The organism is Clostridium paraputrificum AGR2156 (assembly GCF_000424025.1).
Taxonomy (GTDB): Bacteria; Bacillota; Clostridia; order Clostridiales; family Clostridiaceae; genus Clostridium; species Clostridium paraputrificum.
In genome coordinates this window covers 618,791-643,649 of the sequence record NZ_AUJC01000001.1, presented here as the reverse complement: position 1 = coordinate 643,649, position 24,859 = coordinate 618,791, and the positions used below count along the sequence as shown (strand labels likewise).

Genomic DNA, 24,859 nt, shown 5'->3' with positions numbered 1-24,859 from the left:
TATTAAATTTCATAACTTTTTTAATAATATGAGAAATTGAAAAAATATTTATGAAAAAGTTTTCTGAAAGCATTGAATTAAAAAAAGAATAGTGCTATATTTTATTTATAGAACTTTGGAAACCGGTTTCCAAGATGGGAGGATTAAAATGAGCCAAAAGAAAGAACAATACAAATTAATTTCTCAGGAACTATTGAACTTTATTGGGGGAAAAGAAAATGTGCAAGGAGCAGCTCACTGTGCTACTAGATTAAGACTAATATTGGATAATAATGATAGGGCAGACTTAAAAGCAATTGAGAAAATTGATTTAGTTAAGGGAGTATTTATTGCAGGAGATCAATTGCAAATAATATTTGGGGCAGGTACTGTAAACAATGTTTATGATGCATTTATAGAAGAAACAGGTAAAGGTGAAATGTCATTAGGAGAAGTCAAAGCAGTAGCTTCTCAAAACCAAAATTGGTTTCAAAAATCAATAAAATCATTGTCAGATGTATTTGTTGAAATAATTCCAGGTTTACTTGCAGCAGCTTTATTAATGGGAATTACAGGATTATTAAGTCAACAAGGTATATTTGGTGAACAATCAATAGTAGAAATGTATCCAGCTTTAGCAGGTTTAAATAGGTTTATACAAATAGCATCTACAGGTATATTTACAATATTACCACTTTTAGTAGCATATTCAGCTACTAAACGTTATGGAGGTTCTCCAGTTTTAGGTTTAGTTATTGGAGCTATAATGCTACATCCAGACCTAGCCAATGCATATTCAGCTGCTAATGGAAGTGTAGAACCAGAAGTAATTAATTTATTTGGTTTAAAAGTAGAGTTGGTTGCATTCCAAGGGGGAATAATAATAGCTTTAATGATGGGATTTGTAACTGCTAAGTTAGATAAATTCTTCAATAAGAAAATACCAGATATGGTTAAATTATTTTTATCACCAATATCTACAGTTATAGTAGCTACATTTTTATTATTTACTATAATAGGACCAATAGGTCGTGAATTAGCTAATATTGTAACAACATCATTATTATGGTCTACAGAAAACTTAGGTATAGTAGGATATATGTTATTTGCAGGAATTCAACAAATAATAGTTATTACAGGGTTACATCATGTTATAGGAGCTGTAGAAGCTCAATTAATAGCAGATACAGGTAGAAACTTTATAATGCCTTTAATGTCAATAGCATTAATTGCACAAGGTGGAGCTGTATTAGGATATTTATATTTAAAATGGAAAGATGATAAAACAAAGCAAATTTGCATATCATCATTTGGATCAGTTCTTTTTGGAATATCAGAACCAGCAATTTTTGGTGTAACATTAAAGAATAAGTTCCCATTAATAGCGGGGTGTTTAGCAGCTACACTAGGTGGAGCGTACATTTACATAACTAAGGTATCAGCAATAGGTTTTGGAGCTACAGCTATTCCTGGACTTGCTATTGTAGCGGCTGAAAATAATGGACACTTACATTATTTAATAGCTCATCTTATAGCATTATTAGCAGGAGCAATATTTACAATTCTATATGGAAAAGTGAAATTGAAGATAAAATAGTTAATTAAAGAGAGGATGTATTGATGGATATTTTTAAAGAAGAAAAACATAGAACTATATTAGAAGCAACAAATGAAGAACTTTTAGAACTAAAAGATAAAGCAAAAGATAAGCTATGGAAGCCTATATATCATATATATCCACAATATGGATTACTAAATGATCCCAATGGATTAGCTTATTTTAATGGAAAATATCATGTTTTTCACCAATGGTATCCTTTTGGAGTTACACATGGAATGAAGCATTGGGCTCATTTAGAATCAGAGGACTTAGTTTCATGGAATAGACTACCAGTTGCGATAATTCCAACTGAAAAGTATGAATCACATGGAGCTTACTCAGGAAACTCAATTGAAATAAATGAAGAGTTGTATTTATATTATACTGGAAATATAAAATTTGATAAAAATAATAGGAGTGCAAATCAATGTTTAGCCATAATGAATAAAGATGGTGAAATAAAGAAGTTTGAGAATAACCCTATAATTGAAGGTGTTCCTAATGGATATACAGGACATGTAAGAGACCCTAAGGTTTTTAAATTAAAAGAAAATTATTACATGATACTTGGTGCGCAAAGAGTAAATGAAACTGGAACATTTATTATGTATAAATCTATTGACGGAATCAAATGGGAATTAATTGGTGAACTGGAATTAGAGAATTTCCCCAAAGAATTTGGTTACATGTGGGAATGTCCTGATTATGTGAAAATAGATGATAAAGATGTTTTAATATTTTCCCCACAAGGTATAGATAAGGAAGGAAACAAATATAACAATATATTTAATGTAATATATGCAATAGGAAAACTAGATATAGATAATTTAAAATTTAAGGTAGATTCATATGAAGAACTAGATAAAGGCTTTGATTTTTATGCACCACAAAGTTTTAAAGGAAAGGATGGACAAGCATTACTGTTTGCTTGGGCTGGAATGGGAGAATTTAAATATCCAACAGATAAAAAGTTATGGGCACATTGTCTAACCTTTCCTAGAGAATTATCCATTAGTAATGATAAATTAATACAAAAGCCAGTTAAGGAGATACTAAAATTAAGTAAATTAGAAGTAAGTGAAAATGGAATTGTTAATAAAAAAGAAATAATAGCAAATGACAATAATACTTATTATTTGAAAGTGAATTTAACTTTAAATGAATCAAATAATTTTGGGATAAATTTATGTTCTTCTAATGAAGAAAGATTAGAGTTAAACTTTAATAGAGAAAATAATAGTGTTTCCTTAAATAGAAATAAAATGAAGCATAGATTTATTGAAGAATATGGATTAACTAGAGAAGCAGAATTAAATATAGATAAAAATATAGATATTGAAGTTATAGTTGATAATAGTATAGTTGAAATATTTATAAATGGTGGCAAAATAACTATGAGTACAAGAGTGTTTCCATTAGAAAAGTCTACAGGAATAGAGATATATGCAGATAATGAAATAAGATACAATTATACTAAGCATGTATTGAATTCAGGAATTTTAGATTAAAGGAGAAGTACAATGAAAAAAGTATATTGTATTGGAGAACTACTAATAGATTTTGTATCTAACAATGGAGAGGAATATAGCAAGAAACCAGGGGGAGCTCCAGCAAATGTTGCAGTAGCAATTAGCAAGTTAGGAGGAAAAGCGTACTTTTTAGGGCAAGTAGGTAAAGATAGCTTTGGCAAATATTTGGAAGATGTTCTAATAGATAATAATGTAGATACAAAGTATCTAAAAAAAGAAGGAAGGACAACCTTAGCTATGGTCTCCCTAGATAAATCTGGAGAAAGAAACTTTGATTTTTACAGAGGTGGAGATGGAGATTATGAAGTTGATATAAATAATTTATCAATAGATAGTGATACTATAGTTCATTTTGGATCAGCAACAGCATTTTTACCAGGAAATCTTAGAAATACTTATTATAAAGTTTTAGAAGAAGCTAAGAATAAAAAGGCAACAATAACATTTGATCCTAACTATAGAGAAGTTTTAATAACAGATGATATAATGAAACAATATAAAGATGATTGTTGGAATTTTATGAGGAAAGCTGAATTTATAAAAATAAGTGATGAAGAGGCTAAGCTTTTAACTGAAACTGATAATATAGAATTAGCCGTTAAGTCTTTGATAAATAGTAAATTAAATGCAATAGCAATTACTTTAGGAAAAGAAGGGACTATGATAATTAAAGACGGAAAGGCAATTGTCATCGGCTCTATCAAAATAAAGCAAAAGGATTCAACTGGAGCAGGGGATGCGTTTGTAGGAGCTGTATTATCACAATTATCAAAAATAGATAATAAAAATGATGTATCATTTGATAACTGGAAGAAAATAATTGAGTTTGCTAATAAGGTTGGAGCAATAACTTGCACAAACTATGGAGCAATAACGTCTATCCCTACAATGGAAGAAGTAGAGTCATATATAGAGAGTGAATAAAAAGGAGCTGTACACTAATTATTTAGTGTAACAGCCCCATCTTTACTATCTTTCTTTGTTTGCTATCTCTTCAAGAATTCTAGCTTCAAAGTCTGCATATGCTATGCTTCCTTCATCACCATTCTTTCTACTTCTAACAGCAACAGCATTGTTTTCAGCTTCTTTTTCACCAACAACTAAGATATAAGGAACTCTTTCTAATCTAGCTTCTCTTATCTTATATCCTATCTTTTCAGCTCTGTAGTCAGCTTCAATTCTAATTCCCTTATTTCTAAGAGATTTAACAATAGATTCAGCATAATCATTATATTTATCTGATATTGGTAAAATCTTGGCTTGAACTGGTGCCATCCAAGTTGGGAATGCTCCAGCATACTTTTCGATTAAAGTAGCAATTGTTCTTTCATAGCATCCAATTGATGATCTATGAATGATGTAAGGAGTTTTCTTATTACCATCTTTATCGATGTAAGTCATATTAAATCTATCTGCTAATGCAAAGTCAATTTGAACAGTTATAATTGTATCCTCTTTTCCGTGAACATTTTTACATTGAATATCAAGCTTTGGACCATAGAATGCAGCTTCACCAGCAGCTTCAACATATGGAATTCCAATATGATCTAAGATATTTTTCATTATAACTTGAGTTTCTTCCCAAGCTTTAGCGTTGTCTATATATTTAATCTTATCTGTTGGATCCCATTTAGAGAATCTGTAAGTTATATCTTCAGAGATTCCTAAAGTATCCATAACATAATTAATTAAATCAACAACTCCTTTAAATTCTTCTTCAAGTTGTTCAGGAGTAACAATTATGTGACCTTCAGATAAAGTGAATTGTCTAACTCTAGTTAATCCATGCATCTCTCCTGATGATTCATTTCTGAATAGAGTTGAAGTTTCAGCATATCTTATTGGAAGGTCTCTATAGCTGTGTTGTTCTGCGTTATATATAGTGAATTGGAATGGACAAGTCATTGGCCTTAAAGCCATAACTTCATCATCTTTTTCTTCATCACCTAAAACAAACATACCATCTTTATAGTGAGACCAGTGACCAGACACTTTATATAAGTCACTTTTAGCCATATATGGAGTCTTAGTTAAAACATATCCTCTTCTTTCTTCTTCATCTTCAATCCATCTTTGAAGAGTTTGGAAAAGTTTAGCTCCTTTTGGCATGAATAGTGGAAGCCCTTGACCCACATTTTCATGAGTTGTAAATATTCCAAGTTCTCTTCCTAATTTGTTGTGATCTCTCTTTTTAGCTTCTTCTAAAGCTTCTAGATGAGCATCTAAGTCAGCTTTCTTTAAGAATGCAGTACCATATATTCTAGAAAGCATCTTATTCTTCTCATCACCCTTCCAGTATGCACCGGCAGTTCTAAGAAGCTTGATTGCTTTTACATTTTTAATTGACATTAAGTGTGGACCAGCGCATAAATCTGTGAAATCCCCCATTTTGTAGAATGAAATAACTTCATCTTCTGGTAGGTCATTTATTAATTCAACTTTGTAAGGTTCATCTGCCATTAGCTTTAAAGCCTCATCTCTTGGAAGTTCAAATCTTTCTATAGCTGGATTTTCCTTAATTATTTTTTTCATTTCTTCTTCTAATTTTTCAACATCTTCAGCTGAGAAAGCGATATCTCTATCGAAATCATAGTAGAATCCATTTTCAATTGATGGACCAATAGCAAGTTTTGCTTCTGGGAATAATCTTTTTACAGCATAAGCTAAAACGTGAGATATACTGTGTCTTACAGCATCCTTACCTTCTTGAGAATCAAATGTGCATATAGCAAGCTCCACATCTTCATTAACAATATGACGAAGGTCTACAACTTTTCCATTAATAATACCGCAACATGCGTTTCTAGCTAATCCTTCGCTAATAGATTTAGCTATATCAAGTACTGATAGTCCGGCTTCAAATTCTTTCACTGAACCGTCTTTTAAAGTAACTTTAATCATTTTTATATCTCCTTCCAAATTCTTTTCAAAAATAAAAAAACTCCGTTCTCTAAAAATATAGAGACGAAGAAATATCCGTGGTTCCACTCTAATTACCTATAGAAATATATTATAGGTCACTTAAGTTTATCGTAACGTGATAAATACGGACTTTATTAGAGTCACTCAGAGGTGGTCTTCAGTTATGATCATTTAAAGATACTTCCAGCTAATGTATCCTCTCTCTGAAAATGAAGTTAATAACTTACTCTTCTCTTCAACGTTTTAAAAATTATATTTTATTAATTAATTATAATTATTTAATTTTTAAATGTCAACATTTATAAAGTTTCAATATTATAGTATATAGGTATTGATTTCTATAGCATACAAATTGTATAATATTGGTATAAGATGCAGATGTGGCGGAATTGGCAGACGCACTAGACTTAGGATCTAGCGCCTTAGGCGTGGGGGTTCGACTCCCTTCATCTGCACCATTTATGCGGAAATGGCTCAACGGTAGAGCGCCACCTTGCCAAGGTGGACGTTGCGGGTTCGAATCCCGTTTTCCGCTCCAAACCTACACTTATAAAAAGCTCTAGCAAAAATGCTGGAGCTTTTTATATTCAATAAATTTCTTCAAGTAGTTTTTGAATTTTTATATTTTCAATCATTTCTTCGGTGTATAAAGTCCCACCCATGAGATATAATATAATATCTTCTTTCTTATAACCTTCTTTATACAGACGCAAATCTTTAGTTATACGTTTTGCAACATTTAAAGAAAAATTTAAAGTGTTACTTAACTCTTTTATTGTATAGAAATTTTTGTTAAGAAGCTTAAGTAATTCTTTTTGTAGTTCTAATTTATATTTTAAATCTATTTCAATAGAGTGATGGGGTCCATTTTTACCACGATGGTGTTCATTACAAAGGTATTTATAGTTAATTTCTATATCTAAACCGCCTTCACTTCTATGAACTATATGGTGTATATCAGCTGGCTTATTACATATTTCACAAAAGAACAATAACATACCTCCTTATTCAATATGTACTCATTATATAATAAATTAAAAACAACTTCAATTTTGTAAAAAATTTCAATTAAAATTATTAAATAACAGTATGAATAGTAATTCAAATACATATTTTATAATAACGTGTAAACACGTAGTATGGTATTGATAAAGGGGTATATCTTACTATATAATATATTATATAAAGGAAAGAAAGGTGATAAGGGTGAGACAAAACTATAACTCCTTTAAGTATTGGGAATCATTAATTCATGAAAATAAAACAATAAGAGGTCATATGTTTATGGATAATCCACCAAAGGAAAAGTCACTTTATATTCATACCTTGATATTTTCAAAAAATAATGGTATTGATAATATCTATGCATATTTTCCTGATGCGAAAGTGCTACTTGGATATATTCAATATTCTTTCTTGCAAGAAGCTTTTTATAAATGGATATATGGTAAAGATAGGATAATAATTAATATCCCATCACTTCCCGTTGATAAAATTATAAGAGATGGATTATCGAAGGGGAAAATATCAAAGAGTGAAGCACAATTAATGTTGAGTCACTATACAAGAGTATCAAAAATGTGGGATCTACCAAAAGATAGAGTTATACCTGAATTGATTAAGTTCAGTAGAGAGTTTAATAAAACTTGGTATGGTGATAATAAAGAATTTTTATATTTAAAGATATTTAGAAATCCAGAGGAGCTTGGTAATTTTATTGTAGATTCTACTATGTTAACTAATGATGAAAATACATTTATAAGTAAGACTGGTGTAACAGTAAGTGAATGGAAGAAAATATGTAGTGAAGCAATAAAAAATAAATTGAGCGCAGAGAAGTTTAAAGAAATATTGCAAAAGAATTTGTCAGAAGTTATATAAAAAAATAATATTATAGCATCTTGACCATAAAAAAGTTGGATGCTATAATATTTTATGTAAATAAGCGCTATTAGCTCAGTTGGTAGAGCACCTGACTCTTAATCAGGGTGTCCCGGGTTCGAATCCCTGATGGCGCACCAAATGAAAGGAATCTAGTTATAGATTCCTTTTTTTCTTGTATAATAAAAGAGACTTAATTTGAGAGGAGAAATATATGAAAACAAAAGGAAAAGTTTCTGCATTATTACCGTTAGCAGTTTTTTTAATAGTTTACGCAGGAACATCAATTATAGCAAAAGACTTTTATGCAGTGTCAGTGATAGTACCATTTTTAATATCTGCCATAGTTGCTTTATCAATGAATAAAAAAAGAAAATTTGAAGATAAGATTCAAGATTTTTGTAAGGGAGCAGGAAATCCCAATGTTATATTAATGATTTTTATATTCGTATTAGCAGGAGCGTTTGCACAAGTAGCTAAGGCTATGGGAGCTGTTGATTCAACAGTAAATTTTGGACTTTCAATTTTACCTACAAGTATACTTGTACCAGGTGTATTTATAATAGCTTCATTTATAGCTTTATCAGTAGGAACATCAATGGGGACAATAGTTGCCTTAGTTCCAATAGCAGTAGGAATATCAGAGAAGACAGGAATAGCTGTTGCTATAGTTGTAGGGGCTGTGGTTAGTGGAGCTATGTTTGGGGATAATTTATCTATGATATCAGATACAACAATTGCAGCAACTAGAACTCAAGGTTGTGAAATGAAAGATAAGTTTAAAATGAATTTCAAAATAGTATTACCAGCAGCTATAGTTACTGCCATTATATTTATGATTCTTACAAAAGGAACAGCTATACAAACTTTAGGTGATTATGAATATAGTTTTATAAAGATACTTCCATACATAGCTGTATTAATATCTGCATTAATGGGTATAAATGTAATATTTATATTAATAGGTGGAATTGTATTTGCAGGAGTTATAGGGCTTTTATATGGAAGCTTTGATATAATAGGCTTATTTACTAATATTTCAGCTGGAATACAAGGTATGAGCGAACTTATAATAATCTCTTTATTAATAGCAGGAACCATTGAGTTAATTAAAAATAATGGTGGAATAGAATATATATTAAATAAAGGTATGAAGAACTTTAAAAGTAAAAGGGGAGCTGAACTTGGTATTGCTACATTGGTAAGTCTAGTTGATATCTGCACGGCTAATAATACTATTGCAATAGTAACTGTTGGACCAATAGCAAAAGATATTTCAGATGAGTTTGAGTTAGAACCTAGAAGAGTAGCTGGTATAATGGATATGTTCTCATGTGTATTTCAAGGATTAATTCCTTACGGAGCACAACTTATTTCAGCATCAGGATTAGCTATGATATCACCATTTGCAATAATAAGATATTCGGTTTATCCATATTTAATGGGTATTTGTGCTTTAGTATCAATTTACCTTTACTGGAGAAAAAGAAATGAATAAATAAATAATAAGAGAAATTGCAAATGCAATTTCTCTTATTATTTATAAAGAAGGCAAATGCTTTGAGAAGATATTCCAAGTCCCTCTCCTGTAAATCCAAGTCCTTCTTCAGTTGTAGCTTTTACATTTATTTGATCAATGTCTATGTTTAAGGCATTAGCAATATTTTTTCTCATTAATTGGATGTGAGGTGCCATTTTGGGTTTTTGTGCTATAATTGTTGAATCTATGTTGGAAATTTTATAACCATTTTCATATAAAAGCTTTCCTACTTCTTTTAACAAAGCTATACTTGATATTCCCTTATATTTAGGATCAGTATCAGGAAAGTGTTTTCCTATATCGCCTAAAGCAGAAGCACCCAATAAAGAATCCATTATAGCGTGCAATAATACATCAGCATCTGAATGACCAAGTAATCCATATTCATATGGAATTTCAACACCGCCAAGAATAAGTTTTCTATCAGTAACTAATTTGTGAACATCATATCCAAGTCCAATTCTCATATAATCATCTCCTGTAAAAAATGTATATAAGAATTATATCATTATTGAACCTTTTTTACTCTAATATTTACATTAGAATTTCTTTCTTCTGTTAAAAAAAGAAATTTAAAATATCTAACAAAGGAAAAAGATTTTGTAGTAATAAGGAATCTGATATAACTTACTCTCTTACGCTTATAGATAAAATCAACGTAAATAACATTTCCTTTCATAGATAAACCTCACTTTCAAATTATATGGGTTCAGTAAAATATATTTGCAAAACCTTTGATATATACAGAGTAGGTGTAGGTTTTTATATGGTATAATACATTATATGTGAGGTAGTATAATTTGATAATATGGCTTAAATTGTCGTATTGCCATGAAAGGATGATAAGCATGGAGGAGTTTAATAGAAATAAATATATTTTTTCAAGTAGCCCAGCTATTATTGAAGTTGGCGAAGAAGTAAGAAGAATAAGAGAAAAGCAAATATCATTTATGCTTAAGGAATTATTTTTATATAAAATACTTGTAAAAGACTTGGTTAATATATTTCCAACATATAGAGATAGAAATTTAATTTTGAATATAGCAAGTTATATATATGAAGACTATGAACTTTTTGAGAAAGTTCAAAAGAAAAGAGAGTTACCAATAGCAATGGTGGCTAAGAGAACGCGAGTATCGAGAACATTTTTGGAGATATGGCAGGATTATATACTAGTTTATGTAATAATTCTTTCTAATCCTAATTATAAGTACATACAAGATTATATACGAATAGAAGAGAGAAGTAAGACTACTGCATTAGTTCCAAAAGAGAATAAAAATAATGATATAAAAAAGGGAATAGTTCTTAAAGTAAATAAAAGAAGTGTCATTGTATTTACAAGTGCAGGGGAATTCTTGAAGTTAAAAAAGGAAGGCGATTTAAAAGTAGGACAAGAATATAGAGGGAAAGAGAAAAAAGGAATTAGAAATTATAAGTTACAAATATGCATAGGAGCTGTATTTTTAATTTTTATTTTGGCAGGTGGAATTTATCAATATACTAAGGCTGTGAGGACTGTTGTTATAGATACAACATCTCAGTTAAAGTATGAACTTAATAGATTTAATAAAGTAATATATACTTATTCACCAACTCAAAAGGGTAAAGACCTTATAAATGCTGTAAATCCAAAGTATAAAAATATAGATAAAGCTTTAGAAGAAAGTATAAGGTATGCTAAGGAAAATGATATGATACCAAATCAAAGTATATTAATTACTATAAGTGGAGAAGCTTTAAAATATGGACTGTTAGAGGATACAGCAAGGTATGTTAAGGAAGAAAAAGTAAGGGTATTAGTAAATAATTCGGGTAAGGAACATAATATTAAAGAGATGGTAAATGATGAAAAGGAATCGAAGGATGAACAGAAATAATAATGTAATAGTACATAATGATAGAAAAGAAGAGATAAGATTAAATAAATACATAAGCGAGACTGGAATTTGCTCTAGAAGGGAAGCTGACAAGCTTATAGAAAATGGGAAGGTAACAATAGATGGAGTAAAGGCCACTATGGGTATGAAGGTAGGAAAAGGGCAAATAGTTAAAGTAAATGGGAAAGATATAACCAAGGAAGAGGAACTTGTCTATATAGCATTAAATAAACCAGTAGGTATAACTTGTACAACTGAGCATAAAGTAAAAGGAAATATTGTTGATTTCGTTGGGCATAAAAAAAGAATATTTCCTATAGGAAGATTAGATAAAGATTCCCAAGGATTAATTTTATTAACTAATGATGGAGATATAGTTAATAAAATTTTACGTGCAGGAAATAATCACGAAAAGGAATATGTGGTAACTGTTAATAAGGCAATTACTGATGATTTTATTAAGAAGATGTCATCTGGGGTTAGAATTCTAGGTACTGTTACGAAGAAATGTTTTGTTAAAAAAGAGGGAAGCAAGGTATTTAGAATAATATTAACTGAAGGAATGAATAGGCAAATAAGAAGAATGTGTGAAGTCTTTGGGTATAAAGTAGTTAAACTTGAAAGAGTTAGAATAATGAATATTCATTTAGGAAATTTAAAGAATGGTAATTGGAGAGATTTAACTATAAAGGAGTTAGAAGGTATAAATGATCTTATAAAAGATTCTCAAAAGGTTTATAAAGAATAGTAGGCAAGGAAAATAGTTTTATAGTTTCCTTACTTTCATATGAATGGAGTGAATATTTGCTTTCTGTGACTTAAAGTAAATATCCACTCCACTTTTTTATTTATTTGTATTAATTAATCTACTTTTAAATCTTTCCATTGTATATCTAGAACTTACATAAATTCTATCCAGTTTTACAGGAGTATCATCTCTATCAGAATAACCTAAATTAGTAGTGAAAGCTAATGAATAGCCAGCCTCCTTTACAGCTTTAGTGCTATCTTCATTTAAGTCACCATATGGATAAGCCACAGATAGAACTTTCTTACCAGTAATAGATTCTATCTTTTCTTTTGAGTCTTTTAGTTCTTTTAATTGTTCTTCGTAAGTAAGTTGATCTAAATGACTGTGGGTTGCTGTATGGCTCTCTATATCTATTCCATAGTCAGACATTTCTTTAATTCTTTCACTTGATAAGTAGTAACTACCTTCGTCAATTACAGAAGTAATAACAAAAATTGTTGCTTTCATATCTAATTCTTTAAGTATTGGAAAAGCATTTGTATAGTTGTCCATATAACCATCATCAAAGGTTATGAGTATGCTTTTCTCTGGTATTGATTTTTTATTAATAATATAGTCATTAAACTCACTAATAGTTAGGGTAGTGTATCCTGAATCTTTAATAAATTGAAGTTGCTCTCTAAGTCTATCAGGAGAAATAATAACTTCATTTTTCTCTGAAGGCTCTACTGAGTGATAATACAGGACAGGAACCCCACGATTATCGTTAATAAGTGTTAAACCTTCAAATCTATTAATTTCTACTGGTTCAATTTTAGGTTCCTCTTGTTCTTCATTTAGTTGTAAATCTTCAATGTTTTCATTACTTGCAATGTTTTTTTCTTCTTTTTCTCTAATGTAAATAGCAAATATAACTCCTACTAGAATTATTATAAGTGCTATTAAGATAATATTTTGTAGCTTTTTATTGGAAAATTTTCTCATAATATTCACCTTTAAAAATATATTTGTTGTATATGAATTTTATCATACCAAGATATGTAAAGTAAATAATCAAATGAAAATATAGAAAAAAATGGATACTATCCACATTGTCCACATTTAGGTGTGGATAAGTTGTTAAGAAAATGTGAATTATAATGTTGATAAATGTAGAAAAAAGAGAATACTATATAAAAAAGCACGAAAGGAATGATTTTTGTTATGAGTAGTAAAGTTTTGTTAAGTTTTTCTTTAATAGTTATCAACATTATAAACAGTTTTTGTCCACAGGTATTGTTGGCAAGTGAAACGTCGAAAAATGAAGAAGAAGTTAGAATTGTGGATAAAGTTATAAAAGAGAAAGATGATTACGTGGATGTGGATGTAATTATACCTCAGATAAGTGGTATATCTAATAAGAGTAAAGAAGCTCAGATAAATAAAGAAATAGAAAATTGGACTCTAGAATGGATTAAGGACATTAGACTGATTGCAAAAGAAAATTTCGATACAAATGTTAAACCATTGGGGCCTTATGAAGCAAATGCTAGATATGAAGTTAAGAGTACTAGAAACCCATTAAGTTTTTATATAGATTACTATCAATTTACAGGTGGTGCTCATGGAATCACCACAAGAAAGTATTATAATATCGATAAAAGAAGTGGAGAGATTTTAAAGCTTAATAATTTATTTAAAGAGAAATATGATTATGCAAGTTTGATAAACAAGCAAATTCAAAGCGAAATAGATAAGAATAAAGATATGTACTTTACAGGTAAAGAGGGATTTCAAGGAATAAAGGATAATCAAGGCTTTTTCATAGAAGGAAGTAATTTAGTAATATTTTTTGCACAATATGAAATTGCACCATATGCTGGAGGAATGCCTGAATTTAGGATTCCTTTAGAAATATTTAAAAAGGGCTATGTCTATGATAAAATTAATAGTAAATAGTTAGGGTGAAAGGAAATAATATGAATAATATAAAAGATATTATATTAAAACAAAAGAATTATTATTTATCCGGGAAAACAAAAGACATTAATTTTAGAATAGATAATCTAAAAAAGTTAAAAAGATTAATAAAAGAGAATGAAGAAATTATTTTAGATGCTTTAAAAAAGGATTTAGGAAAATCAAATTTTGAAGGATACATAACAGAAATAGGAATGGTGTATGAAGAAATAAACATCATGATTAAAAGTATAAAAAAGTGGTCTAAAAGAGAAAGAGTGAAATCTTCAATTAATTATTATCCTAGTAAGTGCTATGTATATAAAGAGCCTTATGGAGTAGCATTAATTATAGGACCATTTAATTATCCTTTTCAGTTAATATTATCACCTTTAATAGGAGCAATTGGGGCAGGAAACTGTGCAGTTATAAAGCCTTCTGAGTATTCTGTTAATACATCTATGTTGATTGAAAAGATAATCAATAATAATTTTAAGGATGAATATATTAAGGTAGTTAATCCAATGGGAGGCAAAGAGGTTGTTTCTGAATTATTAGAGCAACCTGTAGACTATATCTTTTTTACAGGTAGCGTAAGAGTAGGAAAGATAGTTATGGAAAAGGCCTCTAAGTCTTTAATTCCTGTTACTTTAGAGCTTGGAGGTAAAAGTCCATGTATTGTAGATAAAGATGCTAATATAAAGATGAGTGCAAAGAGAATTGCTTGGGGGAAATTTTTAAATGCTGGTCAAACATGTGTGGCACCAGATTATCTTTGTGTACATAAAGATATAAAAGCAGAATTTTTAGAAGAGTTAGTTAAGGAAATAGAAAAGCAATTAGGAAAAGAACAAAAAGAAAGCCCTGATTATCCAAGAATAATTAGTGAAAGAGAAGTTAGAAGACTTTCTGAGTATTTAAACGAAGGAGAACTATTCTATGGAGGAGAAGTATCTATAGAAGAAAAATATATATCTCCAACTATATTGGTTAATATAAAAGAAAAGTCAAAAATACTTGAAGAAGAGATATTTGGACCGATTTTCCCTGTATATGAATTTAATAAATTAGAAGAGGTAATGTATAAGGTTAATAATGGAGATAAGCCACTAGCATTATATTATTTTTCTGAAGATAAAAATAAAATTGAATATGTGTTAAATAATACATCATCAGGTGGAGTTACAATAAATGATACTGTAATACATGTTGCATCAACATATCTTCCCTTTGGTGGAGTAGGTAATAGTGGCATAGGTTCTTATCATGGAAAGGCTAGCTTTGATACATTTAGTCATAGAAAGTCTGTTTTAAAAAGAGGAACATTTATGGAATTGCCTTTTAGGTTTGCTCCATATAATGATAAATTAAAGCTAATAAAGAAAATATTAAAATAAAGGGGTTTTTGATTTATGAAAAAATATTTAGCTTTTGATATTGGTGGAACAAGAATTAAATGGGGAATATTAAATGAAGAAGGAGCTATTTTAGAAAAGTCTAGCTTTGATACAAGTACAGAAAGTGAAGAATTATTTTTAGAAAATATAATAAAAATAGCTTTAGAAAGAAAAGATGAAGTTGAGGGTGTAGCTCTAAGTATGCCGGGATTTATTGATTCTATAAATGGTATACCAAAGGTTTGTTATGCAATAAGATGTATTGAAGGAAAGTGCATTACTAAGATAATAGAAGAGAAGACTGGTCTAAAGACTTCAGTAGAGAATGATGGAAAATGTGTAGCTTTAGCAGAAAAGTTTAATGGAAATGCTACTGAATGTTCTGATTTTGTGTGTGTTACTATTGGAACAGGCATAGGTGGGGGAATCTATATAAATAATAAATTACTTAGAGGAAGTACATTCCAAGGTGGGGAGTTTGGATTTATGAGATGTAATGAAAAAGGAATGTATAGTAATACAGCATCAACTTTAGCATTGATAAAAGAATATATGAAATATAAGAATTTAGATAAAGCAGTAGATGGACAAGTTGTATTTAATGATGGAGAAAAAGATTCTAAGGTAAAAGAAATTATAAATGAATGGTATGGATTAATTGCTACAGGAATATATAATTTAAGTGCCACTTTAAATCCAGAAAAAATACTTATTGGTGGAGGAGTAAGTGAAAGAGAAGAGTTTATAGAAGAAGTAGTAAATGCATTGGAAAAGATAGAAGCTTGGAATGATGTTAAGTGTGTTATTGAAAGATGTAAGCATAAAAATGATGCTGGAATGATAGGAGCTGTTTATAATTTACTTAATGAGTAACAAATAATTGGTTAGGAAGCTTTGCTTAGGCAAGGCTTCTTTTCTTTGGAATTAAATATAAAATCTTGGGAAAACTATTTTAAGAATTATTTGTAAGGAGTGAAGACCTTGAGAGGTAGAGAAGTTTTAAGTGAACTAAATAATGGTTTTTCTAAGATAAAAAATAATTATAAATATATTAAATCTTTGTCAAAGCAGGGGGAAGAGGTCTTAAGTTCTGGTGAATGGCTATTAGATAATATATATCTAGTAGAAAAGGAGTATAAGTCAATAAAGGAAAATATGCCTCATGATTATTTTTATAATTTACCTTATTCAGATAAAAATTTAGATGGTAATGTTCAAAGAATATATTCTTATGCTAAAGAATTTATCAAGAAGTATGAAGGAATAGTTACTGAAGATAAAGCAATAAGCTTTATACAAAGTAAGGACGAAAAGTTTACTATGGGAGAACTTTGGGCATTTCCAATAATGCTACGAATAGCTATTATACTGGAATTATCAGATGTGACTGATATGCTTAAAAATGTTCAAAATGAGAAGAAATTAGGAAAGGATATTGCTTACAATATTATAGATTCTATAAATAAAAATGATTTAGAAAATATATTAGCTTATATTAATGAACATTATGAAAATATAGAAGGATTGTTTAAAGATGAGTTATTAAAAGTATTAAGAGATAATTCTATAGAAGAGAAAAGAGTATATGATTTAATCGAACAAAAATCTAGTGGATCTAGTGATAAGGAATCAGTAAAAAAGTATTTTATAGAAGGAAGCATTGAGCAAAATATAAGTACATATATAAGTGCATTAAGAAGTATAGAGAGTATAAGTTGGAAGAATTTCTTTGATTCTACATCAATAGTAGAAAAAAAGTTGCAAACAGACCCCTATGGAACATATGAAAAAATGGACTTTAAGTCTAAGGATTATTATAGACATAGTATAGAAAAATTAGCTAGAAAGTTTCAGGTAGATGAAATAACATTAACGGAAAAAGCACTTTATCTTGCAACTAGAGCTAAAGAGGAGGGAAAGAGAGCTTATAGGACTCATGTTGGATATTATATTATAGATGATGGAGTTAAAGATATATCAAATGAGTTGAATTTACATGTTAAAGTAAATAATAAGTTTTCAGAAGGGCTATACATTACTATAAACATAGTATGTACCATGATGATTGTTTCATCAATTTTAGCATTCAGTTACATTCTAGGAGCACATTTTTCTACAGGACAACTGATTGTATCTGCTTTACTTATGATAGTTCCAGCTAATGAGATAGTTGTAGCTCTTATTAATTGGTCTGTTAGCAAGTTAAAGCCAATAAGACATGTTCCTAAGATAGATTTATCAGAAGGAATTCCAGATAATAAGAAGACAATTATAGTAATACCAGCTATATTACCTAATGCAAAGAGAACTGAAGAGTTAATGAAACAGCTTGAAGTATCTTACCTAGGTAATAAGGATAAAAACTTATACTTTGCTTTGTTAGGAGATTTTAAAGATAGTAAGATTGAAAAAACTTCAGATGAAGAAGAAATAATAGAAGCTGGATTTAAAGAAGCATTAAGAATGAACAATAAGTATTTTAGTGGTGAAAAGCACTTTTTCTTTTTAAGCAGAAAAAGGATATATAACTCAAAAGAAGGGGTATATATGGGTAAGGAAAGAAAAAGAGGCAAACTTATGGAGTTCATGAATCTCCTTAGAGGGGAAGAAAACCATACTTTCAGTGTAATGAGTAGTTATATAGGAAGCTTAAAGGATATAAAATACATAATTACATTAGATGCAGATACTTTTATGCCAAGAGATTCAGCTATTAAATTAGTTGGAGCAATGAGTCACATTCTTAATAGAGCATGTGTTAAAAATAATTTTGTAAAACATGGATATGGGATTATGCAACCTAAGGTAAGTATATCTTTAGAAAGTAAAGATAAGTCTGATTTCTCTAGAATTTTTGCTGGAGAAGGAGGAATCGATGGATATTCAATTGCTTATTCAGATACATATGAAGATTTATTTGGGGAAGGCAGCTTTACAGGTAAAGGAATAATAGATATAGATGCCTTTAAAGAAGTTCTTGAAGGAGAAATTCCAGATAATACTGTATTAAGTCATGATTTGCTAGAGGGAGCTTATGCAAAGTGTGCTTTGGTTACAGATGTAGAATTTATTGATAATTATCCATCTAGTTACGAATCAAGCTGTAAGAGAATACATAGATGGGTAAGAGGAGATTGGCAAATTTTTAAGTGGTTATTTTCTAAAAAGATATCAGTATTATCTAAGTGGAAGATATTCGATAATTTGAGAAGAAGTTTATTAGCTCCAGTTTTACTTTTGTCTATAATATTAAATCTTACATTTTTAAATGGAAGCAATCAGATAACATTTTTATGCTTTTTAGGAGCTATAGTACCATTAGTATTTACAGTAACAGATTTTGTTGTTACTCCTAAGAATATGATTAGAGGTACCTTTAAAAGTATGCAACAAATACTTTTAATAATTAGTTTTATACCATATCAAGCCTATCTTATGGCTGATGCTATACTAAGAACTATTTATAGAATGACAATATCTAAAAAGCATAGGTTACAATGGCAAACAGCAGAAGATGCAGAAAGAACAACTAATAATTCATTAAGTTCTTATTCAAAGAGAATGTGGTTCTCTATTTTTTGTGGAATATTAGTAGTTGTATTAGCCTTAGATGAAAGATTTTTAATAAGTATAATAAATTTACCTTTAGCCGTTTTATGGATAGTAAGTCCATACATAGCCTACTATATAAGTATTCCTGTGAAAGGGGAAGTGTTTAAGCTTAAAGATGAGGATAAGGAATATTTAAGAGATAATACAAGAAGAATATGGGCATATTATCAGGATTTTGTTAATGAAGAAAATAATTTTCTTGCACCAGATAACTATCAAGAACAACCATATAAAGGGGTAGCTCATAGAACTTCTCCTACTAATATTGGGATGGGCTTAATTAGTAATGTTGTAGCCTATGACCTAGGTTATATAACTTTAGGAGAAGTTATTGATAGGATAGAGTTAATTTTAGATGGAATGAAAAAACTAGAAAAGTGTGAAGGACACTTTCTTAACTGGTATGATACCCAAAGCTGTGAACCACTATGGCCAAGATATGTTTCCACAGTAGATAGTGGGAATTTATTAGGATATTTGTGGGTTATTAATACAACCTTAGAGGAATATAAAAATAATCCTTTAATAAGACTTCAAGAAATATTGGCATTAAGGGATTCTCTTAAAATAATTGGGTTAGAAGGTTTAATTAATAAAGAGTCACTAAATAAGATGGAAGTAAAAGATTATATTCCAACCTTGGAGAAACTTCTGTTGAAGTTAGAAGAAATTGATATAGAAAATGAAGAAGATAATGAAAAAATATATTGGATAGGAAAAACAAAAAAAGAAATAAAGTTGAAAATATCATATTATCAATACTTTTTAGATGGAGTAGAAAAATTATTAGATAATAAGTCAATAAAGAAAGCACCATCTATAGAAGAATTCCTAAATCACTTAGATGAGATTTTAGGTTCCTCTGGAGAGGAGTTTAAGGAGGCTATAGAGGATAAGGTAAATAGCTTAAAGGTACTTAAGGAAAGAATGGATAACATCATGTTAGATATTAATAATATGATGAATGATATGAACTTTAAGTTTTTATACAACAATGAAAGAGGCTTGTTTGCTATTGGATATAACTTAGAGGAAAATTCATTGGGAAATTCCTACTATGATTTGTTGGCATCAGAATCAAGAGCTACTTCATTTATTACAATAGCAAGAGGAGAGGTTCCTAGTTCACATTGGTTTAATTTAAGTAGAGCTATGACTAATGCTTTTGGTGGCAAGAGCTTAGTTTCATGGAGTGGAACTATGTTTGAGTATTTCATGCCAGCATTAATAATGAAAAGTTATCCTAATACCTTATTACAAATGACATATGATTCAGTAATAAAGGCACAGAAAAATTTCACAAAGACAAAAGAAATACCTTGGGGAATTTCAGAATCAGCATATTATCAGTTTGATGTAGCAGATAATTATCAATATAAGGCTTTTGGTGTGCCTGGAATAGGACTTAAAAGAGGGTTAGAAGATGAGTTGGTTATTTCTCCATACTCAACATTAATGAGTTTACCTTATTCTAAAGATATAGGAATTAGTAATCTTAGAGAATTAGAGAAAAAGGGCGCTTATGGTAGATATGGTTTCATTGAAGCTATAGATTATACTCCTAATAGAGTGAGTAAAATGGATAGTGGAGAAGACAGTAATGATAGTAAAGATGTTAGATGCTATATGGTACATCATTTAGGTATGTCTTTGATGGGGCTAGATAATATTTTAAATAATAACGTATTTCAAGAGAGGTTTCATAGAATTCCAGAGGTTAAGGCAACAGAATTGTTACTAAAAGAAAAAATTCCAGAGAAGATTACCTTTGAACATGAACAAGATTTAAATATAAAGAAGGAAATACTAGAAAGAGAGAATTTTGTACCTAGAATATATGAGGGAATAAAGAGAGAAAATCCAGAAGTATTACTTTTATCAAATGGAAGTTATTCTACTATGGTAACCCTATCAGGAAGTGGATATGGTAAAAAGGATGGAATGACAGTTTATAGATGGAAGGGAGACAATACTTCAGATAGTAGTGGTATGTTCTTCTATATTAAAAATTTAAATTCTAATGATTACTGGAGTGCAACATATGAACCATGTAAATATGGTGGGGAAGATTACAATGCAGAATTTACTTTGGATAAAGCAAAATATAGTAGAAGAGATGGCTCTATTAAAACAACTATGGAGGTGGTTGTATCTCCTGAGGATGATGTTGAAGTAAGAAAGATTACTTTAAAAAATACAGGAGACAAAGGAAGAAGTCTTGAAGTTACAAGTTATATGGAGGTAACACTTCAATCCTTTGAGGGAGATGCTGTTCATCCAAGTTTTTCAAATTTATTTATAGGAACAGAGTTTAATGATGTAGGAAAATGTCTTTTAGGAAATAGAAGAGCTAGAGTTAAGAATGGTACTGTACCTTATATATTCCACAAGGCTATTACAGCATCAGAGATGGAAGGTGCAATTACCTATGAAACATCGAGAGTTAATTTTATAGGTAGAAATAGAGATTTAAGAAATCCTAGTGCAATGGATAATGATTCAGCCTTATTAAATACAGTAGGAATAGTCCTTGATCCTATTATGAGTATGAGAGTTAGATTAAGGCTTGAACCAGGGGATGTTAAGGAAGTTTATTATATAACTGGAACAACAAATGATAAAGAAGAAGCTTTAGCTCTTGCAGAAGAATATGGAGAAGTTACCAAACTAGATAAGGTGTTTAATTCATATAATAAAGCTATTCAACTTGAATTAAAAGCTTTGGGAATAAAGTCCTCACAAGCAAATGTTTATCAAAGCTTAGCTTCATATATATTATTCCTTCACAGTGGTAGAAGAGATAGGGAAGATTACATAAAAAATATTAGTAAACATCAGCAAGATTTATGGGCTTATGGAATATCTGGTGATTTACCTATAGCTATGGCGGTAGTTAAAGGTAAAGAGGATATGGATTTGGTTAGAGGGATGATAAAGATGCATTATTATTGGAAGATGAAAGGTTTAAAGGTAGACCTTCTAATTTACAATGATGAAGAGGCATCTTATGAGCAACCAATGCAAAAGAATATCATAAGTGCAATAAACTTATCTAAAGAAGGAGATATTCTTAATAAAACAGGTGGAATATTCCTTCATAATAAGTCTACTATGGGTGAAGATATAAAAGACTTTATTATAGGAATATCAGCACTATATGTAGATAGTGAAAAGGGATCTATAATAACTCAAATTAAAGAAGTAGATACAAGTGAAGAAGTAGAATTCCTAAGACATAAAGAGTTAGTTGAAAAGAGTAAGATAAATGTACAAATCAATAAAGAAGAAAAAATAGATTATGGTGAGAAAATTCTTAGGAATATAGAAGAACTACCTGAAAACAGTGTTTCTAGAAATGATGATTTAAGTAAAAAATTAGATTTTTGGAATGGATATGGAGGATTTGATCCAGAAGATAAGAGTTATGTTATAAGGTTAAATAACTATAACAACACTCCTGCTCCATGGATAAATGTAGTTTCAAACGAAGACTTTGGATTCCATATATCAGAAGTGGGTTCAGGATATACATGGTGTGGAAATAGTAGAGAAAATAAAATAACTCCTTGGAGTAATGACTGGGTAATAGATCCTCCAGGAGAAGCTCTTTATATTAGAGACAATAACAGCGGAGTGTATTTCTCTATAGCTCCTAAACCAGTTAGAGATGGTGGAGAGTATATTATTAAGCACTCTTTTGGATATTCTACATTTACTCATACAGCCTATAATATAAAAGGTGAAATGCAGATTTTCTGTCCTAGGGGAGAAAAGTTAAAAATACAAAAGATTACTTTAGAGAATCTATTAGATAAGGAAAGAGAAGTGTCAATATACTATTATGCGCAACTAGTATTAGGGGTATTTAATTATGGAAGTGCAAAATATATTTCTACAGAGCTAGAAGAAAATTATATTTGTGGTCAAAATCCATATAGTCAATATTTTGGAAATATGAGAGCATACTTAACTATTTTAGGTGGAGAAACCTTATCTTTTACAGGTGATAGAAAAGAGTTCCTTGGAGTAGGTGAGGATATATCTTCTCCTAATGCTTTAAATTATAAAAACTTATCTAATAAAACAGGAAGTATATATGATCCTTGTTTAGCAACTGAAACTAAGATTAAATTAGCTCCAAAGGAAAAAAAGGAGATAATTATACTATTTGGTCAAGATGAAAGTAAGGAGAATATATCAAAATTAATAGATAAGTATAAGAATATTGAAGAATGTCACAAAGCCTTAGATGAAGTAAAGCAATATTGGTCAAATTTCCTAGGAAATATACAAGTAGAGACAAAAGATAAGTCTATGGATTACTTGATTAATGGTTGGTTGCTATATCAAACTTATAGTTGTAGATATTTAAGCAGAACTGCCTTCTATCAATCAGGAGGAGCCTATGGTTTTAGAGATCAACTTCAAGACTCTATGAATTTAGGAATTGTTAATCCTAATATAGCTAAGGCTCAAATAATAAGGAATGCATCAAGACAATATCTAGAAGGAGATGTACAACATTGGTGGCATCCTGTTGTAAATAGTGGAATAAGAACAAGATTTTCTGATGATTTATTGTGGATGCCATATGCTACAGCTCAATACATAAAAAGAACAGGAGATTATAGCATATTAAATGAAAAAGCACCTTATCTTCAAGATGAACCATTAAGAGAAGGAGAAGATGAAAGATATACAATTGTAAATAACTCGCCTACTGAAGGTACTATTTATGAACATTGTATTAGAGCTATAGAAAAGGGATTGAAATTTGGTGAACATAATATACCTTTAATGGGTAGCGGTGACTGGAATGATGGAATGAGTACTGTTGGTAATAAGGGCAAAGGTGAAAGTGTATGGCTTGGATGGTTCCTTTGCGATATATTAAATGACTTCCAAGATATATGTAAGTATATGAAGGACGAGGAAAGACTAAATAGATATTCTGAAATGAAGGAGTTTATTAGAGAAAATATTGAAAATAATGCTTGGGATGGTGGATGGTACAGAAGAGCATACTTTGATGATGGTACTCCACTTGGCTCAAGAGACAATGAAGAATGTCAAATAGATTCATTAGCAGAAAGCTGGTCATTAATTTCAGGTGCTGGTAAAAATGAAAGAGCCGTTGAAGCAATGGAGGCTGTAGATAGGAACCTAGTTAGAGAAGATAAGGGAATGATTCTGTTATTAGCACCACCATTTGAAAAATCATCATTAGAGCCTGGATATATAAAAGGTTATGTTGCAGGTGTTAGAGAAAATGGAGGTCAATATACTCATGCAGCGGTATGGGTAATCTTAGCCTTAACTAAACTAGGATTGGGAGATAAGGCTTGGAAGTATTACAACATGATTAATCCTATTAACCATTCAAAAACTGAACTTGAATGTAGAACATATAAGGTTGAACCATATGTTATGGCAGCTGATGTATACATTAAAGAACCTCATGGTGGAAGAGGAGGATGGAGTTGGTATACTGGAGCTTCAGGATGGATGTATAAGGTAGGTATTGAAGATATTTTAGGATTAAAACATGTAGAAGGAAAAGGATATAAGGTAGAACCTTGTGTGCCAGCAGATTGGACTGAATATAACATTAAGATTAATAATGAAAAAGAACATTATGATATTAAGGTTATAAGAGGTAAAGAAAACAAGATAAGAATAGATGGCAAGGAAGTGGATATAATTCCTAAAGAAGCAGGTGCTTTAAAGGTAGAAGTTGAATTTAAGTAATAAAGGTAATAGGGTAATAGAGTAAGGAGAAGCTGCTTAGGTAGCTTCTCTTTTCTTTCATTGTTTACAGGGGATAGAAAAA

15 protein-coding genes, 3 tRNA genes and 1 other annotated feature are annotated in these 24,859 nt (G+C 30.0%); of the genes, 14 read left to right on the top strand and 4 right to left on the bottom strand.

All coding sequences use genetic code 11. The annotated features are described in order from the left end of the window. Positions 1–148 precede the first annotated feature (148 nt). Genes G594_RS0103065 through G594_RS0103055 form a run of 3 tightly spaced genes read left to right on the top strand, consistent with a single transcriptional unit; the run spans position 149 to position 4,032 of the window. Positions 149–1,576 (top strand): PTS transporter subunit EIIC, encoded by a 1,428-nt coding sequence (locus G594_RS0103065; RefSeq protein WP_027097212.1) that lies wholly within the window; start codon positions 149–151, stop codon positions 1,574–1,576. A gap of 23 nt (positions 1,577–1,599) precedes the next feature. Then, positions 1,600–3,087: a glycoside hydrolase family 32 protein gene (locus G594_RS0103060; RefSeq protein ID WP_034865811.1), complete on the top strand. Its 1,488-nt coding sequence runs from the start codon at positions 1,600–1,602 to the stop codon at positions 3,085–3,087. A 12-nt stretch (positions 3,088–3,099) separates the two neighbouring features. Then, positions 3,100–4,032: a carbohydrate kinase family protein gene (locus tag G594_RS0103055; RefSeq protein ID WP_027097210.1), complete on the top strand. Its 933-nt coding sequence runs from the start codon at positions 3,100–3,102 to the stop codon at positions 4,030–4,032. A 45-nt stretch (positions 4,033–4,077) separates the two neighbouring features. Here G594_RS0103055 and thrS read toward each other — a convergent pair whose 3' ends face one another. Continuing rightward, positions 4,078–6,009, bottom strand: coding sequence for a threonine--tRNA ligase (gene thrS, locus G594_RS0103050; protein WP_027097209.1), 1,932 nt, complete (start codon positions 6,007–6,009; stop codon positions 4,078–4,080). 56 nt (positions 6,010–6,065) lie between these two features. Continuing rightward, positions 6,066–6,278, bottom strand: a binding site (T-box leader). Positions 6,279–6,404: 126 nt separating this feature from the next. Between thrS and G594_RS0103045 the strand changes: the two genes are divergently transcribed. Further along, a tRNA-Leu gene (locus G594_RS0103045) sits at positions 6,405–6,488 on the top strand. 5 nt (positions 6,489–6,493) lie between these two features. After that, a tRNA-Gly gene (locus G594_RS0103040) sits at positions 6,494–6,568 on the top strand. Positions 6,569–6,617: 49 nt separating this feature from the next. Here G594_RS0103040 and G594_RS0103035 read toward each other — a convergent pair. Continuing rightward, the gene (locus tag G594_RS0103035; protein ID WP_027097208.1) at positions 6,618–7,022 is read right to left on the bottom strand and encodes an HNH endonuclease signature motif containing protein; all 405 of its coding nucleotides are present in this window, start codon (positions 7,020–7,022) and stop codon (positions 6,618–6,620) included. A 214-nt stretch (positions 7,023–7,236) separates the two neighbouring features. Between G594_RS0103035 and G594_RS0103030 the strand changes: the two genes are divergently transcribed. The 3 genes from G594_RS0103030 to G594_RS0103020 all read left to right on the top strand — a co-directional run bounded on the left by G594_RS0103030 (position 7,237) and on the right by G594_RS0103020 (position 9,409). Next, positions 7,237–7,911, top strand: coding sequence for a hypothetical protein (locus G594_RS0103030; protein ID WP_034865809.1), 675 nt, complete (start codon positions 7,237–7,239; stop codon positions 7,909–7,911). A gap of 64 nt (positions 7,912–7,975) precedes the next feature. Then, positions 7,976–8,051, top strand: a tRNA-Lys gene (locus G594_RS0103025). Positions 8,052–8,125: 74 nt separating this feature from the next. Continuing rightward, the gene (locus tag G594_RS0103020; RefSeq protein WP_027097206.1) at positions 8,126–9,409 is read left to right on the top strand and encodes a Na+/H+ antiporter NhaC family protein; all 1,284 of its coding nucleotides are present in this window, start codon (positions 8,126–8,128) and stop codon (positions 9,407–9,409) included. A gap of 38 nt (positions 9,410–9,447) precedes the next feature. Here G594_RS0103020 and ispF read toward each other — a convergent pair whose 3' ends face one another. Continuing rightward, positions 9,448–9,918, bottom strand: coding sequence for a 2-C-methyl-D-erythritol 2,4-cyclodiphosphate synthase (ispF, locus tag G594_RS0103015; RefSeq protein ID WP_027097205.1), 471 nt, complete (start codon positions 9,916–9,918; stop codon positions 9,448–9,450). 381 nt (positions 9,919–10,299) lie between these two features. On the opposite strand from ispF, the gene G594_RS0103005 reads away from it, so the two are divergent. Both G594_RS0103005 and rluF read left to right on the top strand, forming a co-directional pair. Further along, complete coding sequence (locus G594_RS0103005; RefSeq protein WP_027097204.1) at positions 10,300–11,331, top strand: anti-sigma factor domain-containing protein; 1,032 nt, start codon at positions 10,300–10,302, stop codon at positions 11,329–11,331. After that, positions 11,318–12,079 carry a 23S rRNA pseudouridine(2604) synthase RluF gene (gene rluF / locus G594_RS0103000; RefSeq protein ID WP_242829691.1) on the top strand — a complete coding sequence of 254 codons (762 nt, stop codon included), beginning with the start codon at positions 11,318–11,320 and terminating at the stop codon, positions 12,077–12,079. The genes G594_RS0103005 and rluF overlap by 14 nt, the downstream gene beginning before the upstream one ends. Before the next feature lie 96 nt (positions 12,080–12,175). Here the strand turns inward: rluF and G594_RS0102995 are convergent, their stop codons facing one another. Beyond that, positions 12,176–13,066 (bottom strand): polysaccharide deacetylase family protein, encoded by an 891-nt coding sequence (locus G594_RS0102995; RefSeq protein ID WP_034865808.1) that lies wholly within the window; start codon positions 13,064–13,066, stop codon positions 12,176–12,178. 219 nt (positions 13,067–13,285) lie between these two features. On the opposite strand from G594_RS0102995, the gene G594_RS18260 reads away from it, so the two are divergent. From G594_RS18260 to G594_RS18255, 4 genes are all read left to right on the top strand, one after another. Next, positions 13,286–14,020 carry a DUF3298 and DUF4163 domain-containing protein gene (locus tag G594_RS18260; protein WP_051195895.1) on the top strand — a complete coding sequence of 245 codons (735 nt, stop codon included), beginning with the start codon at positions 13,286–13,288 and terminating at the stop codon, positions 14,018–14,020. 20 nt (positions 14,021–14,040) lie between these two features. After that, positions 14,041–15,417 (top strand): aldehyde dehydrogenase, encoded by a 1,377-nt coding sequence (locus tag G594_RS0102985; protein ID WP_027097201.1) that lies wholly within the window; start codon positions 14,041–14,043, stop codon positions 15,415–15,417. Between the two features lie 15 nt (positions 15,418–15,432). Beyond that, positions 15,433–16,290, top strand: a complete 858-nt coding sequence (locus tag G594_RS0102980; RefSeq protein ID WP_027097200.1) for an ROK family protein — start codon at positions 15,433–15,435, stop codon at positions 16,288–16,290. Between the two features lie 108 nt (positions 16,291–16,398). Next, positions 16,399–24,777: a glycoside hydrolase family 94 protein gene (locus G594_RS18255; protein WP_051195894.1), complete on the top strand. Its 8,379-nt coding sequence runs from the start codon at positions 16,399–16,401 to the stop codon at positions 24,775–24,777. The last annotated feature ends 82 nt before the right edge of the window (positions 24,778–24,859 follow it).

Excerpts from the sequence above, each read along its gene's own strand:
- G594_RS0103065 (WP_027097212.1), top strand. The coding sequence starts at position 149 with ATGAGCCAAAAGAAAGAACAATACAAATTAATTTCTCAGGAACTATTG.
- G594_RS0103060 (WP_034865811.1), top strand. The coding sequence starts at position 1,600 with ATGGATATTTTTAAAGAAGAAAAACATAGAACTATATTAGAAGCAACA.
- G594_RS0103055 (WP_027097210.1), top strand. The coding sequence starts at position 3,100 with ATGAAAAAAGTATATTGTATTGGAGAACTACTAATAGATTTTGTATCT.
- thrS (WP_027097209.1), bottom strand. The coding sequence starts at position 6,009 with ATGATTAAAGTTACTTTAAAAGACGGTTCAGTGAAAGAATTTGAAGCC.
- G594_RS0103020 (WP_027097206.1), top strand. The coding sequence starts at position 8,126 with ATGAAAACAAAAGGAAAAGTTTCTGCATTATTACCGTTAGCAGTTTTT.
- ispF (WP_027097205.1), bottom strand. The coding sequence starts at position 9,918 with ATGAGAATTGGACTTGGATATGATGTTCACAAATTAGTTACTGATAGA.
- G594_RS0103005 (WP_027097204.1), top strand. The coding sequence starts at position 10,300 with ATGGAGGAGTTTAATAGAAATAAATATATTTTTTCAAGTAGCCCAGCT.
- rluF (WP_242829691.1), top strand. The coding sequence starts at position 11,318 with ATGAACAGAAATAATAATGTAATAGTACATAATGATAGAAAAGAAGAG.
- G594_RS0102995 (WP_034865808.1), bottom strand. The coding sequence starts at position 13,066 with ATGAGAAAATTTTCCAATAAAAAGCTACAAAATATTATCTTAATAGCA.
- G594_RS18260 (WP_051195895.1), top strand. The coding sequence starts at position 13,286 with ATGAGTAGTAAAGTTTTGTTAAGTTTTTCTTTAATAGTTATCAACATT.
- G594_RS0102985 (WP_027097201.1), top strand. The coding sequence starts at position 14,041 with ATGAATAATATAAAAGATATTATATTAAAACAAAAGAATTATTATTTA.
- G594_RS0102980 (WP_027097200.1), top strand. The coding sequence starts at position 15,433 with ATGAAAAAATATTTAGCTTTTGATATTGGTGGAACAAGAATTAAATGG.